This is a genomic window from Micromonospora sp. AKA38 (assembly GCF_027925725.1).
Classification (GTDB): domain Bacteria; phylum Actinomycetota; class Actinomycetes; order Mycobacteriales; family Micromonosporaceae; genus Micromonospora.
The window spans coordinates 809,473-826,132 of the sequence record NZ_BNEI01000002.1 but is presented as its reverse complement, the minus strand read 5'-3'; the positions used below and the strand labels follow the sequence as shown (position 1 = coordinate 826,132).

Here is a 16,660-nt window from a genome sequence, read left to right as displayed (position 1 = left end):
CTTCCGGCCGTACACCCTGTGTCCCAACAGTTGCACACCCGGTCCCCCACGGAGGGCACGGATCCGGCAGAGTTGGACGTGTGCAGTCGTCCCCGGGGATGGTCGCCGTCGCGGCGCTGAGCGGTTGCGCCGCGGCCGGCGCCGTCACGCTGCTCGCCGCGTCGGCCCGGCGCCGCACCGGCCCCCGTCGGCAGGCCCACCTGCTGCTGGCCGTGGCCGGCGGGACCGCCCTGCTCAGCCTGCTCCTCGGCCTGGGCGGCCTGCTGCTCGCCGGGGACCACTGGGTGCACCGGCAGGGCCAGCGCACCGGCTGGGCCACGCTCGTCGCGGCGTCCACCACCGTGGCCGCGGTGGGTCTCGGCGCCGCGCTGCTGCGGTTGCCCGGCGCGGCGGCGACCCGGGCCGCCACCGCCCGGCTGCTGCTCGACGGCGTGATCATGGCGACCGCGCTGTGGTTCGTCGGCTGGGTGACGTTCAGCGCGCCGACCCGGCTGCTCGGCGACGCCACCCCGGTCGCCTGCCTGCCCATCCTGCTGGCCACCGTCAGCGCCGCGCTCACCACCGGGCTGACGCTGATCCTGGTGCTGCGCGCCGCCCCGCCGCGCGGCTGGCTGACGCTGCTCGGCGGCGGCGCGATCGCGGTGACCGCCGGGGGCCTGGGCGTGGCGGCCGGGCTGTGCCAGGGCGGCCCGCGCATGCTGCTGGCCGGCGCCGTGCTGACCGCGGCCGGCCTGGTGGCCACCGCCGTCGCCGGGCGCCGGGCGGACGCGACGCGGTTCGACGTCGACCTCATCCGCCGCGACGGCGAGTACGCGTTCGTGCCGATGTTCGCCATGGCCGCCTCCGCGATGTACCACCTCACCCAGGGTGGCCGGTTCGACGGGTACGGCATCGTGACCGGCAGCGTCGAGGGGTTCGCGCTCGTCGCCCGGCAATATCTCGCCCTCAACGACGTGCGCGGCTACGCCGTCCGGCTGGCCGAGCGGGAGGCGCACTTCCGCGAGCTGGCGCACACCGATCCGCTCACCGACCTGGCCAACCGGCGTGGGCTGCTGCGGGCCCTGCACCGGTGCGCCGAGACGGGGGTGCCCTGCGTGCTGCTCGGGCTCGACCTGGACGGCTTCAAGAACGTCAACGACATGCGCGGGCACGACGTCGGCGACGCGGTGCTCGCCGAGGTGGGTCGGCGGCTGCGCGGCAACCTGCGGCCGGGTGATCTGGCCGCCCGCCTCGGCGGCGACGAGTTCGCGGTGCTGATGCACGGTTCGGCCGAGCCCGGGCCGGTCGCCGAGCGGCTGCTCGGGCTGCTCGGCCGCCCGTACGAGGAGGCGGACGGGCCGGTCTTCCTCTCGGTCAGCATCGGGGTGGCCGGCAGTCCCGGCGACCACGACGTCGAGCTGTTGCTGCGCAACGCCGACCTGGCGTTGCGCTACGCCAAGCAGCGCGGCAAGAACCGGATCGAGCGCTACGACGCCACGTACGACCAGTTGCTGAGCCGGCGCACCCGGCTGGAGCACGAGCTGCGCGGCGCGATCGAGCGCGACGAGCTGCGGCTGGTCTTCCAGCCGGTGGCCTCGCTGCCCTCGGTCCGGCCGGTCGGCGCCGAGGCGCTGCTCCGCTGGCGCCACCCGGAGCTGGGCAACGTCCGGCCGGACGAGTTCATCCCGCTGGCCGAGGAGTGCGGGATGATCTCCAAGCTCGGCGCGTGGGTGCTGCACCAGGCCTGCTACCAGCTCTCCCGCTGGCTGGCCGACGGGCACGACGTCTGGGTGTCGGTGAACGTCTCGCCGCGCGAGCTGCACGCCCCGCAGTACGTCGTCCAGGTGGCCGACGCGTTGCGCGCGCACCACGTGCCGCCGCAGCGGCTGGTGCTGGAGGTGACCGAGCACGCGGTCGCCACCGACCTGGACGAGCTGATCCGGCGGCTGACCGCGTTGCGGCTGACCGGCGTCCGGATCGCGCTCGACGACTTCGGCGCCGGCTACTCCTCGCTGGGTCAGCTTCGGCGGCTGCCGATCGACATCCTCAAGATCGACCACAGTCTGGTCGCCGAGCACGAGCCGGTGCGGCCGGTGGGCCGGGAGGGGCCGGCGTTCGCCCCGATGGTCGACATCGTCATGCGCCTCGGCCACCAGCTCGGGCTGGAGGTGATCGCCGAGGGGGTCACCAACCCGACCGAGCTGGCCGCCGTGGTGGCCGCCGGCTGCCGGTTCGGCCAGGGCGCGCTCTTCGGCTGGGGAGTGCCGGCCGAGCACCTGGAGGCGATGCTGGAGGCGGCCACCGCGCCCGGCAACCGGCCCGCCGCGATCCCGCCCGCGCCGCCGTCCCCGCCGGCGCGTACGCCGTCGCCGTTGCTGCCCCGGCTGCGCAACAACCCGCCCGCCCAACGCCCCGCCGTGGAGGCGTCTCCGCAGGTGACAGCCGGCGTGGAGGGGGTGTCGACGACCGACACGCCCACGTCCGTGAACCAAAATGTGGGATCAGTTGACTCATCGCGTGAGATGCGTCAGGCTTAGCCGCATGTCGTCGAACCGGTCGCTGCGAGTACTTACCTGAGCGCACTCTCCTCCCGAGAGTGCGCTGGCCCCGTGCATCCTGCACGAGGGCTTTTTTGTTGCCGTCGGACCATCGCCGGGACGCCCGCCGTCCCATCCTGACAACCGCGTCACCCACTCACAGCCGAAGGCCTGAACCGCCATGACGAGACCCACGCCAGAGACCCTCGCCCACTCCGCCCGACGAGCCCGCACGGGCACCGGCGCGACCGGCGACGCCGACCACGCCCCCGCCGCCCGCACCGGCGCCGCCCCCGCCGCGAGCCGGGCCGTCCCGGCCGGCGCGGACCCGGCCGGCACACCGGTACGGCAGCCCGCCACCGCGCAGGTCTCCGGCGCCGGCTCGCTCGTGCGCTCGCTGGAGGCGCTCGGCGTCGACGTGGTCTTCGGCATCCCGGGCGGCGCGATCCTGCCCGCGTACGACCCGCTCTACGACTCCACCGTCCGGCACATCCTGGTCCGCCACGAGCAGGGCGCCGGGCACGCGGCCACCGGCTACGCCCAGGCCACCGGCCGGGTCGGCGTCTGCATCGCCACCTCCGGCCCGGGCGCGACCAACCTGGTCACCCCGATCGCGGACGCCTACATGGACTCGGTGCCGATCGTGGCGATCACCGGCCAGGTGGCCCGGCCGTCGATCGGCACGGACGCCTTCCAGGAGGCCGACATCCAGGGCATCACGCTGCCGATCACCAAGCACAACTTCCTGGTGCAGACCGCCGACGAGATCCCCCGGGTGCTCGCCGAGGCGTTCCACCTGGCCTCCACCGGCCGGCCCGGGCCGGTGCTCGTCGACATCCCCAAGGACGTCCTCCAGGCGCCGGCCACGTTCTCCTGGCCGCCGACGCTGGACCTGCCCGGCTACCGGCCCACGCTGCACCCGCACGGCAAGCAGATCCGCGAGGCGGCCCGGCTGATGACCACGGCCCGCCGGCCGGTGCTCTACGTCGGCGGCGGCGTGCTCAAGGCCGGCGCCACCGAGGGGCTGCGCCGGCTGGCCGAGCTGACCGGGATCCCGGTGGTCACCACGTTGATGGCGCTCGGCGCGTTCCCCGACTCGCACCGGCAGCACCTCGGCATGCCCGGCATGCACGGCACCGTCGCCGCCGTCTACGGCCTCCAGAAGGCCGACCTGATCGTGGCGCTCGGCGCCCGCTTCGACGACCGGGTGACCGGCAAGCTGGACTCGTTCGCGCCGGACGCCGCGGTGGTGCACGCCGACGTCGACCCGGCCGAGATCGGCAAGAACCGGCACGCCGACGTCCCGATCGTGGGTGACGCGCGGCACGTGATCGACGAGCTGATCGCGGCGGTCACCGCCGAGCAGGCCACCCACCCGGCCGCCGACCTGGCGGACTGGTGGCACCAGCTCGACGACCTGCGCGAGCGGTACCCGCTCGGCTTCGAGGAGCCGGCCGACGGCACGCTCTCCCCGCAGTACGTGATCAAGCGGTTGGGCGAGATCGCCGGTCCGGACGCGATCTACGTGGCCGGCGTCGGCCAGCACCAGATGTGGGCCAGCCAGTTCATCTCGTACGAGAAGCCGAACACCTGGCTGAACTCCGGTGGGCTGGGCACCATGGGCTACGCCGTGCCGGCCGCGATGGGCGCCAAGGTGGGCCGGCCGGAGACCACGGTCTGGGCGGTGGACGGCGACGGCTGCTTCCAGATGACCAACCAGGAGCTGGCCACCTGCGCGCTGGAGGGCATCCCGGTCAAGGTCGCCGTGATCAACAACGGCAACCTCGGCATGGTCCGGCAGTGGCAGACGCTGTTCTACGGGGAGCGTTACTCCAACACCGAGCTGGGCACGCACAAGCACCGCATCCCGGATTTCGTCAAGCTCGCCGAGGCGCTCGGCTGCGTCGGGCTGCGCTGCGAGAACGCCGCCGACGTGGACAAGACCATCGAGGCGGCCATGGCGATCACCGACGCACCGGTGGTCATCGACTTCGTGGTCGGCAAGGACGCGATGGTCTGGCCGATGGTGGCCGCCGGCACCAGCAACGACGAGATCATGTTCGCGCGGGGCGTGCGCCCCGTCTTCGACGAGGACGACATCTAACTATGACACTGCACACGCTGTCCGTGCTGGTGGAGAACAAGCCGGGTGTCCTGGCCCGGGTCTCCGGGCTGTTCTCCCGGCGCGGGTTCAACATCGACAGTCTCGCCGTGGGCGAGACCGAGAACCCGGACGTCTCCCGGATCACCATCGTGGTCAACGCCGAGTCCTCGCCGCTGGAGCAGGTGACCAAGCAGCTCAACAAGCTGGTCAACGTACTCAAGATCGTTGAGCTGGATGCGCAGGTCTCGGTGGCCCGGGAGCTGCTGCTGGTCAAGGTCCGCGCGGACCGCAGCGCCCGCGCCCAGGTGCTGGAGACGGTCGGCCTGTTCCGGGCCCGGGTGGTCGACGTCGCGCCGGACACGTTGACCATCGAGGCCACCGGCACGCCGGACAAGCTCGACGCGCTGCTGCGTGACCTGGAGCCGTTCGGCATCAAGGAGATGGTCCAGTCCGGCACGGTGGCCATCGGGCGCGGTTCCCGCGCCATCACCGCCGGCCCGGCGCTGCGCGCCGCCTGATCCGTACCCACCAGTTTTTCGACGGGCCGACGGGCACCGCCGTACGAAAGGGAAGTCAATGAGCGTTGAGGTTTTCTACGACGACGACGCCGACCTGGGCCTGATCCAGGGCCGCAAGGTCGCCGTGATCGGGTACGGCAGCCAGGGCCACGCGCACGCGTTGTCGCTGCGTGACTCCGGCGTCGACGTGGTGATCGGCCTGCCCGCCGGGTCGAAGAGCCGGCCCAAGGCCGAGGAGCAGGGCCTGCGGGTGCTCACCCCGGCGGAGGCGGCGGCCGAGGCCGACGTGATCATGATCCTGGCGCCGGACACCGCCCAGCGTGGCCTCTACGCCGACGCCATCGCGCCGAACCTGGCCGCCGGCAAGGCGCTCTTCTTCGGCCACGGCTTCAACATCCGGTACGGCCTGATCACGCCGCCGGCCGACGTGGACGTGGCGATGGTCGCCCCGAAGGGTCCCGGTCACCTGGTCCGCCGCCAGTACGTCGACGGCAAGGGCGTGCCCTGCCTGGTCGCCGTCGAGCAGGACCCCAGCGGCAACGCGTTCGCCCTGGCGCTGGCGTACGCCAAGGCGATCGGCGGCACCCGGGCCGGCGCGATCCGGACCACCTTCACCGAGGAGACCGAGACCGACCTCTTCGGCGAGCAGGCGGTGCTCTGCGGCGGCGCGGCGGCGCTGGTGCAGACCGGTTTCGAGGTGCTCACCGAGGCCGGCTACGCGCCCGAGGTGGCCTACTTCGAGTGCCTGCACGAGCTGAAGCTGATCGTCGACCTGATGTACGAGGGCGGCATCGCCCGGATGCGCTACAGCATCTCCGACACCGCCGAGTATGGTGACCTGTCCCGTGGCCCCCGGGTCGTCGACTCGCGGGTCAAGGACGAGATGCGCAAGATCCTCGGCGAGATCCAGTCCGGCGAGTTCGCCCGCGAGTGGGTGGCCGAGGACGAGGCCGGCCGGCCGAACTTCGCCAAGTGGCGGGCCGAGGGCGCGGCCCACCCGATCGAGGAGACCGGGCAGAAGCTGCGCGCCATGATGAGCTGGGTCGACCGCCCGATCACCGAGACCGCCTGATCGGACCCACCGCCCGACCGGGCACACCGTGCGACCCGCGACCCGACGCTCTTCCCGGCGTCGGGCCGCGGGTCGTCGTCGTCGGCACATGAACCGGCGGTGTCCGGCGCGTGACGACCGCGTGTGAGGGCCCTCACCCCCTGGTCCGGGACCCGGAGGGCGGGCCGACACCTACCATCCTTGGTGTGGTGCTCCACGCGGCACCCGACGGCCATGGCACGGATCGGCGCAGGGCGCAGTGCGGCGCCCCGACGCCCCAGGCCAACCGATACCGAGCGTCTACGAGGACCGATGAATCCTGTCGTACTGATCGCCGAAGAACTCGCCCCCGCCGCCATCGAGGTGCTCGCGCACGACTTCGACGTGCGCCACGTGGACGGCACCGACCGTCCGGCCCTGCTCTCCGCGCTCTCCGAGGCCGACGCGGTGATCGTACGCAGCGCCACCCAGATCGACGCCGAGGCGGTCGCGGCGGCGCCCCGGCTGAAGGTGGTCGCCCGGGCCGGCGTCGGCCTGGACAACGTCGAGGTGCCGGCCGCCACCGCGCGTGGCGTCATGGTGGTCAACGCTCCCACCTCCAACATCGTCTCCGCCGCCGAGCAGGCGGTCGCGCTGCTGCTCGCGGTGGCCCGCAACACCGCCAGCGCCAGCGCCGCGCTCAAGGCCGGCGAGTGGAAGCGGTCGAAGTACACCGGCGTGGAGATCCAGGGCAAGACCGTGGGCGTGGTCGGCCTCGGCCGCATCGGCGTGCTGTTCGCGCAGCGCATCGCCGCGTTCGGCACCCGGCTCATCGCGTACGACCCGTACATCCAGCCGGCCCGCGCCGCGCAGCTCGGGGTGCGCCTGGTCGGCCTGGAGGAGCTGCTGCGGGAGAGCGACTTCATCTCGATCCACCTGCCGAAGACGCCGGAGACGGTGGGCCTGATCGGCGAGAAGGAACTGGCGGTGGTCAAGCCGGGCGTCCGGATCGTCAACGCCGCCCGGGGCGGGCTGGTCGACGAGCAGGCGCTCGCCGACGCGATCGCGGAGGGCCGGGTCGCCGGCGCCGGCGTCGACGTGTACGCCAAGGAGCCCTGCACCTCGTCGCCGCTGTTCGCGTTCGACAACGTGGTGGCCACCCCGCACCTGGGCGCCTCCACGAACGAGGCGCAGGACAAGGCCGGTCTGGCCGTGGCGAAGAGCGTCAAGCTCGCGCTCCAGGGCGAGTTCGTGCCGGACGCGGTGAACGTGCAGGCCGGCGGCGTGGTCGCCGAGGACGTCCGGCCGCTGCTGCCGCTGGCCGAGAAGCTGGGCCGGGCGTTCACCGCGCTGGCCGGCGGCGTGGCCGCCAGCGTCACCGTCGAGGTGCGCGGCGAGATCGCCAGCCACGACGTGTCGGTGCTCAAGCTCGCCGCCACCAAGGGGCTGTTCAGCTCCGTGGTGGAGGAGCAGGTCACCTACGTCAACGCGCCGCACCTGGCCGCCGAGCGGGGCGTCGAGGTCACGCTGGCCACGCCGACCGAGACGGTGGACCACCCGAACCTGGTGACGGTGCGCGGCGCGCTGCCGGACGGGCGGACCGTCCGGGTCTCCGGCACGGCGGTGCACACCGGGGCCCGGGACGTGCTCAAGCTGACCGAGGTGGACGGCTTCGACGTGGAGATCGGCGCGGAGGGCATCCTGGTCTTCCTGCGCTACGTCGACCGGCCCGGCGTGGTCGGCACGGTCGGCACGCTGCTCGGCGAGGCCGGCGTCAACATCGCCGCCATGCAGGTGGCCCGGCGGGAGGCCGGCGGCGAGACGCTGATGACGCTCACCGTCGACCAGGCGCTCGGCGCCGACCTGCTCACCTCCGCGGCCGACTCGATCGGCGCGGTCGCGGCCAGCGCGGCCGACCTGCGCGACGAGTAGTCCGCACCGGACGGATCGGGGCCCGGCCGCTTCGGCCGGGCCCTTCGTCGTGCGGCGACGCCGGTCGCGTCGGTCAGGACCGGACGCGGGCGGGCGGCGGGTAGACCGAGCCGTCCTGCGCGTCGAAGAGCATCAGGTCGTGTTCGCCGGCCAGCCGCTCGATGTCCAACAGGACCTGGTCCGGGCAGGCGGGGTGCAGGTTCATCTCGACGTGGTCGGCGGCCGCGTGCAGCGGTGCGACCTCCCACGGCGTGCCCGGTCGGGCCGGCCGGTCGGGGTAGCTCGCCGTGATCGCCCGGTAGAAGCCGACCACGCGCGGGTCGGGGTGCTGCTCGCCGTGCCATCCCTCGCGGCACTGCCGCACGGCCGCTCGCACCTGCTCCGGGGTGGCCCCGTTCGGCAGGGCCCACACGCTCAGATCGAAACTCACGGCGGACAGCGTGCCATCCCGGGCGGCCGGCGTCACTTCCGCCCCGCCCCGAGGGTTCACCTGCTGATTGTCGACACCGCTCCGGCGGCGTCCGCTGTGGAGACTCTTGCGTCGAGTTGCGTCGATTCGCTAGCGTACCGGTGCGGTTTCCGGCTGAGTCGATGTCCCGGCCCGTCTTCGGGTGACGCGGTCGGGTGCCCGGCTTGTCGGCCCGCACCCCTCGATTGCGCGAGCCACGCGCATTCGTCGCTGACCGGCCCCCACGGTCGTTGCCGAGACCGCGGGGGCCGATCGCGGTTCCACGCCCCGGATGCGAGCGGGGCGCGACCGCGCGTCAGCGGCGCTGGTGCGCGAAGAGCGCGCGGTAGTCCGAGCCGTCGCGGAACCAGGCCAGGCCGGCCGGGCCGGCGGCGTACAGGGCGGTGGCGTAGGCGTCGGCGATCGCCAGGTCCGGGCCGACCACGGTGGCGGCGACCAGTCGTTCGGTCGGCTCCCCGGTGTGCGGGTCGACGACGTGCCCCCGCCGCCCGGTGACCCCGGAGGTGCCGACCGCGCCGGCGGTCATCTCCAGCACCAGCGGCGACCGGCGCGCCTCGGTCGGGTGGTGCACCGCGACCCGCCACGGGCCGCCGTGCGCGGCGTGGCCGCGTACCGTCAGGTCGGCGCCGCTGAGCACGGCGTAGTCGTGGATGCCGGCGGCCCGCAACCGCGCCGCGGCCCGCTCCACCGCCCAGCCGCCGAGCAGGCCGCCCGGGTCGAAGCCGCCCGGCACCGCCCAGGCGTCGAACCACCCGTCGGTCGCCGCCCGCATGGCGGCGCAGCGGTCCACCAGGTCGGCCAGCGGAGGGTACGAGTCGGGGCTGATCTCGTCGCGCCGCAGCCGCGACACCAGGCTGTCCGGCTGGTTCGGGCCGAAGGTGAGGTCGACGGCGCGCAGTTCGGCGACGGCGTCGCGGAGCGCCTCGCCGACGCCCCGGTGACCGAACCAGTCCGGCGCGTTGAGCAGCAGCGTGTACTCCGCGGTGGAGGTGCTGACGGTGTGCCGGACGCTGATCCGGTCGTAGGGGGTGGTGCCGTCGCGCTCCACCCGGTGGCTGCGGGCGCCGAGGCGCAGGTCGGGGCGGGGCTGGCGGAATCCGGTCTGGTCGACCCAGCGGGTCCGGGGTTGTTCGTCCGCCCAGTGTGCCCGCCGCTGGTCGATCCGCATGACACCCGCCCCCTCGCTGGCCGCCGCAGCGTCGCGGCGATGCCGGTGCCGGGCTCCCGTCGACCCGGTCGACTCGACCCTAAGCAGTGGAGATGACCGCACCATGAATGCCGGCTGGGAGCCTCCTGTGCATCGGGCTTCCCGGATGGTGGAAGACTCGTACCGGGAGGCGGGACGGCGACGTACCGTTGCGCAGAACGACGAGGTGAGGAGCGCCAGGTGGCACGCATCGCGGTGGTGGCCGGTGACGGCATCGGTCCCGAGGTGGTCGGGCAGGCCCGCAAGGTCCTCGACGCCGTGCTGCCCGGCATCGAGGCCACCGAGTACGACCTCGGCGCCGCGCGCTGGCACCGCACCGGCGAGGTGCTCCCGGACAGCGTCCTCGACGAGCTGGCCGGTCACGACGCCATCCTGCTCGGCGCCGTCGGCGACCCGACCGTGCCGCCCGGCGTGCTGGAGCGCGGCCTGCTGCTCAAGCTCCGCTTCGCCTTCGACCAGTACGTGAACCTCCGGCCGTCCCGGCTCTGGCCCGGCGTGACCGGCCCGCTGGCGGCCGTCAAGCCCGGCGAGGTGGACCTCGTGGTGGTCCGCGAGGGCACCGAGGGGCTCTACGCGGGCGCCGGCGGCAGCCTGCACCGGGGCACCCCGGCCGAGGTGGCCACCGAGGAGAGCCTGAACACCCGGCACGGCGTCGAGCGGGTGATCCGGGACGCGTTCGCCCGGGCCGGCCGCCGGGAGCGGCGCAAGGTCACGCTGGTGCACAAGACCAACGTGCTCACCCACGCCGGCTCGTTGTGGTCCCGCGCCTTCGCCGAGGTGGCCGCCGAGCACCCCGACGTGACCACGGAGTACCAGCACGTCGACGCCGCCGCGATGTTCCTGGTGACGAACCCGTCCCGGTACGACGTGGTGGTGACCGACAACCTCTTCGGTGACATCCTCACCGACATCGCCGCCGCGGTGACCGGCGGCATCGGGTTGGCCGCCAGCGGCTGCATCAACCCGGAGGGGCGTTACCCGTCGATGTTCGAGCCGGTGCACGGCTCCGCGCCGGACATCGCCGGCAAGGGCGTCGCCGACCCGGTGGCCGCCGTGCTCTCCGCCGCGCTGCTGCTCGACCAGCTCGGCCACGCCGACGCCGCCGCGCGGGTCACCGCCGCGGTCGCCGCCGAGCTGTCCGGGCGTACCCCCGGCACGCCGCTGCGCACCGACGAGGTCGGCGACCGGCTCGCCGCCCACGCGGTAGCCTGACCGGGCCGATCCCTCCTGGCGGCCCGGAACCGGGCCGCCAGACCCGTTTCCGGGCCAGCTCCCCCCGATTGGCATCGTCGATGTGCGGGGTCGGAGCTATCCGCTGAACGACCGTTCGGGGTAAGTTTCTGGCACCAGTGACGTCGGTGTGCGACCCCGCATGCCGTGGACCCGCAGGGAGGTCAGCGCGATGAGCGGTGGTGACAAGCTCGATTTCGAGACCCGTCCGAATCCCGCGCCGGTATCCGCCGCCGACCGGGCCGCCCTGCTGGCGAACCCGGGGTTCGGCCGGGTGTTCACCGACCACATGGTCACCATCCGCTACGCCGACGGCAAGGGCTGGTACGACGCCCGCATCGAGGCGCGCGCCCCGATCCCGATGGACCCGGCCGCCGCCGTGCTGCACTACGCGCAGGAGATCTTCGAGGGCCTGAAGGCGTACCGCACCGGTGACGGGGCGGTGACCATGTTCCGCCCGGAGGCCAACGCGGCCCGCTTCGTGGCGTCCGCCCGCCGGCTGGCCATGCCGGAGCTGCCGCCGGAGACGTTCGTGGAGTCGCTGCGCCGGCTGGTCGAGATCGACCGGGAGTGGATTCCGGAGCAGGAGGACGGCAGCCTCTACCTGCGGCCGTTCATGTTCGCCAGCGAGGTCTTCCTCGGCGTGCGCCCGGCCAACGAATACCTCTACTGCGTCATCGCGTCGCCGGCCGGCGCCTACTTCGCCGGCGGGGTGAAGCCGGTGACGGTCTGGGTCTCGCCGGACTACACCCGGGCCGCGCCCGGCGGCACCGGCGCGGCCAAGTGCGGCGGCAACTACGCCGCGTCGCTGGCGGCCCAGGCCGAGGCGATCGAGGCCGGCTGCGACCAGGTGGTCTTCCTGGACGCGGTCGAGCGGCGGTTCGTCGACGAGCTGGGCGGCATGAACGTCTTCTTCGTCTACGACGACGGCACGGTGGTCACGCCGCCGCTGGGCGGCACGATCCTGCCGGGCATCACCCGCGACGCGATCCTGTCGCTGGCCGCCGAGGCCGGGCACACGGTCCGGGAGAGTCCGGTCAGCTTCGCCGACTGGCAGGCGGACGCGGCCAGCGGCCGGCTGCGCGAGGTCTTCGCCTGCGGCACCGCCGCCGTGATCACCCCGATCGGCGGCGTGCGCTTCCCGGACGGCGAGTTCCTCATCGGCGGCGGCGAGCCGGGCCGCACCACCATGGCGTTGCGGCAGCGGCTGGTCGACATCCAGCGCGGCCGTGCCGCCGACCCCCACAACTGGGTCACCCGGGTGCTCTGACGACCCCGGAGGCGTGAGCAAGGAGTTGGCGTCCGCCCGGTCCGGCGCCGGACGCCAACTCCTTGTCGACACGTCATTCCAGAAGGTGGGTGCGGAGCGCGTCGAGCTGGGCCTCGGTGACGCCGGCGTGCGTCAGGTAGCCCTCGACCGAGCCGTGGCCGGCGCGTAGCTCGGCGAGGAACAGCTCCATCGCCTCGGCGGGGGAGCCCAGGAACGGCGGCGGCAGCTCCTCCGCGTCCGGCAGGGTGGCCCGCACCCAGGCGCTGAACCGTTCCGAGGCGGCGGTGCTGAGCGCGTAGTCCGCGACGATGTCGTCGTCGGCCACGCCGAGCACGGCCAGCGTGAGCGCGCAGACGATGCCGGTGCGGTCCTTGCCGGCGACGCAGTGCACCACCACCGGGGCGTTGGCGCTGTCGGCGATCAGGCCGACCGCCTCGGCCAGCCCCGCCGTGCCGGTGCGGGCCAGGTCCGCGTACCGGTCGGCGAGGTAGCGGGCCAGGTCGACGCCGGAGGACTCGAACTGCTGGGCGGCCCAGTCCGCGTGCTCGGGATGGATGTGCCGGTAGACGAGCCCGTCGTAGTCGGGCACCCGGCCGTCGCGCGCCACCTCGGTCGGCCGGCGCAGGTCGATCACCGTGCGGATGCCGAGCGCGGTGAACGCGGCCCGGTCGGTCTCGTCGATGCGGTGCAGGGAGTCGGAGCGGTAGAGCCGACCGCGTCGGACGGCGCGCCCGTCGCGGGCGGGGTAGCCGCCGACGTCGCGGAAGTTGAACAGGGCGGGGAAGGGGGTCTCCGGGGCATCCACCCCTGACACGGTAACGGCCGGCGGCGGCATCGGTGTGCCCCGCCGGCCGTGGCCGGTGCTGTCTCAGATCCGGGCCGGGCCGTCCGGCGGCAGCGCGGAGTAGTTCTCGCCGTAGTAACCGCCGAGCTTGTCCCGGTAGGCCGGGTCGGCGTGGTTGCTCTCGTCGTACTCCGGGGCCGCCTTGATCTGGTCCTTGTCCCGGTCGACGAAGACCTTCCGGTCGTCGTGGTCGACGCGGTTCACCGTGCCGGCCGGGAGCATGACCTTCTTGCCGAAGATCCACGGGCCGGTGTCGACCACCAGGTAGCTGTCGTCGACCTCGTGGCTCGCCTTGTCGATCTTGCCGATGCTGCCGTCGGTGGCCTCGACCTTGTAGCCGGTGAGGTCGGCGCTGGCCACGCCGGCCTCGTCGCGGTAACGCCAGGGGTCGAACGCGCCGGCGGGCGCGCCGCCGGCGTAGGCGCCCTGGCCGCCGTCGGCGACCGGGTCGGTGGTGCCGTGCGTGGTGTGCGGGTCGAGCCTGTCCATAGGGGTGACTCCTGTCCCGGCCGGTCGGCCGTCATGGAGTGAATGTGTCGTTGCTGAGCCGGTTCATACCCGTTGGCCGACTTTTCAATCCTTGCCCGCATCCCGGAATGTGGATTACCCCTCCCAACACGCGGCGGAGGTGGCAGAGTACCGGTCGTGACCAGCTCCGTCCTGATCATTAGCAGCTAGCGCGCCGGCTTCCCTCGCCGAGCGCGCCGACCTCCCGCATTTCGCGGGGGGTCTTTTTGTTGCTCTCCCCAGGCACGAGAAGAGGACTCCGATGACCTTCCAGGTGTACGACACGACGCTGCGCGACGGCGCCCAGCGTGAAGGGCTCAGCTACTCGGTGGTCGACAAGCTGGCGGTGGCCCGCCTGCTCGACGACCTCGGGGTCGGCTTCATCGAGGGCGGCTGGCCGGGCGCGGTGCCCAAGGACACCGAGTTCTTCCGCCGGGCCCGCACGGAGCTGGACCTGCGGCACGCCGTCCTGGTCGCGTTCGGCGCCACCCGCAAGGCCGGCCTGGCGGTCTCCGACGACCCGCAGGTGCGCGGGCTGCTCGACGCGGGGACCCCGGCCGTGGCGCTGGTCGCCAAGGCGGACCTGCGACACGTCGAGCGCGCGCTGCGCACCACCGCCGAGGAGAACCTGGCGATGGTCCGGGACACCGTCACGTACCTGGTGGCGCAGGGGCGGCGGGTGTTCGTCGACGGGGAGCACACGTTCGACGGCTTCCGCCACGACCCCGGCTACACCGCCGCCGTGGTGGCGACCGCGATGGCCGCCGGCGCCGAGCGGTTCGTGCTCTGCGACACCAACGGCGGCATGCTGCCCTCCCAGGTCACCGCCGCGATCGAGGACCTGGCCGCGCGGACCGGCGTGGCACCCGAGCGGCTGGGCATGCACGCCCAGAACGACACCGCCTGCGCGGTGGCGAACACGATCGCCGCGGTCGAGGCCGGGGTCCGGCACGTGCAGGGCACCGCCAACGGGTACGGCGAGCGCCCCGGCAACGCGGACCTGTTCGCGATCGTCGCCAACCTCCAGCTCAAGCTCGGCATGCCCGTCCTACCGGAGGGCTGCCTGGAACAGATGGTGCGGGTCTCGCACGCCATCGCCGAGATCGCCAACATCGCCCCCGACACCCACCAGGCCTACGTCGGGGCCGCCGCCTTCGCCCACAAGGCGGGGCTGCACGCGAGCGCGATCAAGGTCGACCCGTTGCTCTACAACCACGTGGACCCCGCCGTGGTGGGCAACGACATGCGGATCCTGGTGACCGAGATGGCCGGCCGGGCCAGCATCGAGCTCAAGAGCCGCGAGCTGGGTCTGGACCTGGCCGGCCATCCGGAGGCGCTCTCCCGGGTCACCGGCCGGGTCAAGGAGCTGGAGGCCGACGGCTGGTCGTTCGAGGCCGCCGACGCCTCGTTCGAGCTGCTGGTCCGCTCCGAGCTGCCGGACGCCGCGCCGGCCCGGCCGTTCGCGCTGGAGTCGTACCGGGTGCTTGTCGAGCACCGCGAGGACGGCGCGGTGGTCTCCGAGGCGACCGTCAAGATCCGGGTACGCGGCGAGCGGGTGATCGCCACCGCCGAGGGCAACGGCCCGGTCAACGCGCTCGACGAGGCGCTGCGGTCCGGGCTGGCCCGGCACTACCCGGAGCTGCGGGAGTTCGAGCTGGCCGACTACAAGGTGCGCATCCTGGAGGGCAGCCACGGCACCGGCGCGGTGACCCGGGTGCTGGTGGAGACCGCCGGCGCGGGCCGGGACTGGACCACGGTCGGCGTGCACCCCAACGTGGTGGAGGCGAGCTGGCACGCGCTCGTCGACGCGCTCACCTACGGCCTGGACAAGGCGGGGGCCCGGCTGAACGCCTGAGGCGGGGGCCCGCGCCCCGCTCACGCCGCCGGCAGGCGCAGCTCGGCCAGCACCGCCCGGTGGTCGCTGCCCGGCACCGGCCAGACGTCGACGGCGCGGACCGCGATGCGCCGGTCGACAAGCACGTGGTCGATGGTGACCGGCGGGATCGGGTCGCCGTCGTACGGGCCCCAGGTGCCGGCGAGCCCGGCCCCGACCGCGTCGGCGGCGTCGGTGTAGCCGGTCGCGATCAGGCGGCGCACGGTGGCGTGGTCCAGCGTGGCGTTGAAGTCGCCGGCCAGCACACTGAGCCCGGCGGTCGGGGTGGCCGGCGGCTGCGCGCGCTGGTCGGTCCACCACTGCGGCACCGCGTCGAGGATGTACGGCGCGCCCGGGTGCGCCGACTCCACCCGCAGCGGCGGCGCGCCCGGCACCGTCAGCGTGGCGTACGCCTGGGTGAGGAAATATCGCCGATGGCGTCGGTAGCCGGGGTCGTGCAGCGGATGGCGGGCGTACAGACCGGAGCCGGTGGAGCCCACCTCCGGGCTCAGCGACCGGTACGGCAGCAGCGTGGCCAGGCCGAGCCGGTCCAGGTCGGCGGCGAGCTGCGGGCTGAGCTCCTGCACGGTGAGCACGTCCACCCGGTGCACGCGGACCAGGGCCACCAGCCGGGCCGGGTCGGCCGAGCCCAGGCGCAGGTTGGCGGTGAGCAGCCGCAGCGTCGGTCCGTCGGCGGGCGGCTGGTCGTCGGCGACCGCACGCGGCGCCACGGCGCCGACCAGCGCCAGCGTGGCGAGCGCCGCGACCACCGCGGGCGCGTGGCGCCGCAGCGCGAGCGCCAGCCCCGCGACCACCGGCGCCACCGCGGCGACGTACGGCGTGAAGGCGGTCGTCAGCACCAGCGGGCCGCGTTCCAGCCCGGCCAGCCGCAGCACCGCCCAGGCGGCCACCGGCGCGACCGCCAGCCAGCACGCCACCGTCGTCCACCGGCTGCGTCGGGTGCCGCCGCGCGGGGGAGCGTCCATGGTGATCATGGCGGTGAGCGTACCGGCGGACGGGTCGGTCCGGTGTCCCGCGAAGCAATTTCGTGAATGGTCGAGCGTTGCCTTCTCACAATTTCAGGACGGCTTTCGAGGTGCGTCGGACACGCGATTAACGCTATTGACCGCCCCATTTTCCGGTGTTAGGTTCCACCTGGT

Annotated in this window: 13 protein-coding genes; 8 read left to right on the top strand and 5 right to left on the bottom strand. The window is 73.4% G+C overall.

Features of this window, described 5'->3' with window-relative positions:
• The first annotated feature begins 98 nt into the window (after positions 1–98).
• From TPA0908_RS07285 to serA, 5 genes are all read left to right on the top strand, one after another.
• Positions 99–2,516, top strand: a complete 2,418-nt coding sequence (locus TPA0908_RS07285; protein ID WP_374709186.1) for a putative bifunctional diguanylate cyclase/phosphodiesterase — start codon at positions 99–101, stop codon at positions 2,514–2,516.
• Between the two features lie 181 nt (positions 2,517–2,697).
• Positions 2,698–4,620: an acetolactate synthase large subunit gene (locus TPA0908_RS07280; protein ID WP_281935837.1), complete on the top strand. Its 1,923-nt coding sequence runs from the start codon at positions 2,698–2,700 to the stop codon at positions 4,618–4,620.
• A 2-nt stretch (positions 4,621–4,622) separates the two neighbouring features.
• Entirely contained in the window at positions 4,623–5,138 is a 516-nt protein-coding gene (gene ilvN, locus TPA0908_RS07275; protein ID WP_107156164.1) for an acetolactate synthase small subunit, read from the top strand.
• Between the two features lie 58 nt (positions 5,139–5,196).
• Positions 5,197–6,210, top strand: a complete 1,014-nt coding sequence (gene ilvC / locus TPA0908_RS07270; protein ID WP_281935834.1) for a ketol-acid reductoisomerase — start codon at positions 5,197–5,199, stop codon at positions 6,208–6,210.
• Positions 6,211–6,501: 291 nt separating this feature from the next.
• A complete protein-coding gene (serA, locus tag TPA0908_RS07265) occupies positions 6,502–8,100 on the top strand; it encodes a phosphoglycerate dehydrogenase (protein WP_107156162.1) in 1,599 nt (532 codons plus the stop codon).
• A 73-nt stretch (positions 8,101–8,173) separates the two neighbouring features.
• Here the strand turns inward: serA and TPA0908_RS07260 are convergent, their stop codons facing one another.
• A complete protein-coding gene (locus TPA0908_RS07260; RefSeq protein WP_199199609.1) occupies positions 8,174–8,530 on the bottom strand; it encodes a hypothetical protein in 357 nt (118 codons plus the stop codon).
• Positions 8,531–8,864: 334 nt separating this feature from the next.
• Entirely contained in the window at positions 8,865–9,737 is an 873-nt protein-coding gene (locus TPA0908_RS07255) for an FAD:protein FMN transferase (RefSeq protein WP_281935830.1), read from the bottom strand.
• Positions 9,738–9,956: 219 nt separating this feature from the next.
• Between TPA0908_RS07255 and TPA0908_RS07250 the strand changes: the two genes are divergently transcribed.
• Both TPA0908_RS07250 and TPA0908_RS07245 read left to right on the top strand, forming a co-directional pair.
• Positions 9,957–10,988, top strand: a complete 1,032-nt coding sequence (locus tag TPA0908_RS07250; RefSeq protein WP_281935828.1) for a 3-isopropylmalate dehydrogenase — start codon at positions 9,957–9,959, stop codon at positions 10,986–10,988.
• Between the two features lie 190 nt (positions 10,989–11,178).
• Positions 11,179–12,276: a branched-chain amino acid aminotransferase gene (locus TPA0908_RS07245; protein ID WP_281935826.1), complete on the top strand. Its 1,098-nt coding sequence runs from the start codon at positions 11,179–11,181 to the stop codon at positions 12,274–12,276.
• A gap of 73 nt (positions 12,277–12,349) precedes the next feature.
• Here the strand turns inward: TPA0908_RS07245 and TPA0908_RS07240 are convergent, their stop codons facing one another.
• Both TPA0908_RS07240 and TPA0908_RS07235 read right to left on the bottom strand, forming a co-directional pair.
• The gene (locus TPA0908_RS07240) at positions 12,350–13,081 is read right to left on the bottom strand and encodes a tyrosine-protein phosphatase (protein ID WP_281935824.1); all 732 of its coding nucleotides are present in this window, start codon (positions 13,079–13,081) and stop codon (positions 12,350–12,352) included.
• A gap of 63 nt (positions 13,082–13,144) precedes the next feature.
• Positions 13,145–13,609, bottom strand: coding sequence for a PRC-barrel domain-containing protein (locus TPA0908_RS07235; protein ID WP_281935822.1), 465 nt, complete (start codon positions 13,607–13,609; stop codon positions 13,145–13,147).
• A gap of 280 nt (positions 13,610–13,889) precedes the next feature.
• Here TPA0908_RS07235 and cimA point away from each other — a divergent pair, with 280 nt between their 5' ends.
• Positions 13,890–15,482 (top strand): citramalate synthase, encoded by a 1,593-nt coding sequence (cimA, locus tag TPA0908_RS07230; protein ID WP_281935821.1) that lies wholly within the window; start codon positions 13,890–13,892, stop codon positions 15,480–15,482.
• A 20-nt stretch (positions 15,483–15,502) separates the two neighbouring features.
• On the opposite strand, the gene TPA0908_RS07225 is transcribed toward cimA, so the two are convergent.
• On the bottom strand, positions 15,503–16,486 hold the full coding sequence (locus TPA0908_RS07225) for an endonuclease/exonuclease/phosphatase family protein (RefSeq protein ID WP_281936286.1): 984 nt from the start codon (positions 16,484–16,486) through the stop codon (positions 15,503–15,505).
• Positions 16,487–16,660 lie beyond the last annotated feature (174 nt).

Excerpts from the sequence above, each read along its gene's own strand:
- TPA0908_RS07255 (WP_281935830.1), bottom strand. The coding sequence starts at position 9,737 with ATGCGGATCGACCAGCGGCGGGCACACTGGGCGGACGAACAACCCCGG.
- TPA0908_RS07245 (WP_281935826.1), top strand. The coding sequence starts at position 11,179 with ATGAGCGGTGGTGACAAGCTCGATTTCGAGACCCGTCCGAATCCCGCG.
- serA (WP_107156162.1), top strand. The coding sequence starts at position 6,502 with ATGAATCCTGTCGTACTGATCGCCGAAGAACTCGCCCCCGCCGCCATC.
- cimA (WP_281935821.1), top strand. The coding sequence starts at position 13,890 with ATGACCTTCCAGGTGTACGACACGACGCTGCGCGACGGCGCCCAGCGT.
- TPA0908_RS07235 (WP_281935822.1), bottom strand. The coding sequence starts at position 13,609 with ATGGACAGGCTCGACCCGCACACCACGCACGGCACCACCGACCCGGTC.
- TPA0908_RS07280 (WP_281935837.1), top strand. The coding sequence starts at position 2,698 with ATGACGAGACCCACGCCAGAGACCCTCGCCCACTCCGCCCGACGAGCC.
- TPA0908_RS07285 (WP_374709186.1), top strand. The coding sequence starts at position 99 with ATGGTCGCCGTCGCGGCGCTGAGCGGTTGCGCCGCGGCCGGCGCCGTC.
- TPA0908_RS07225 (WP_281936286.1), bottom strand. The coding sequence starts at position 16,486 with ATGGACGCTCCCCCGCGCGGCGGCACCCGACGCAGCCGGTGGACGACG.
- ilvN (WP_107156164.1), top strand. The coding sequence starts at position 4,623 with ATGACACTGCACACGCTGTCCGTGCTGGTGGAGAACAAGCCGGGTGTC.
- ilvC (WP_281935834.1), top strand. The coding sequence starts at position 5,197 with ATGAGCGTTGAGGTTTTCTACGACGACGACGCCGACCTGGGCCTGATC.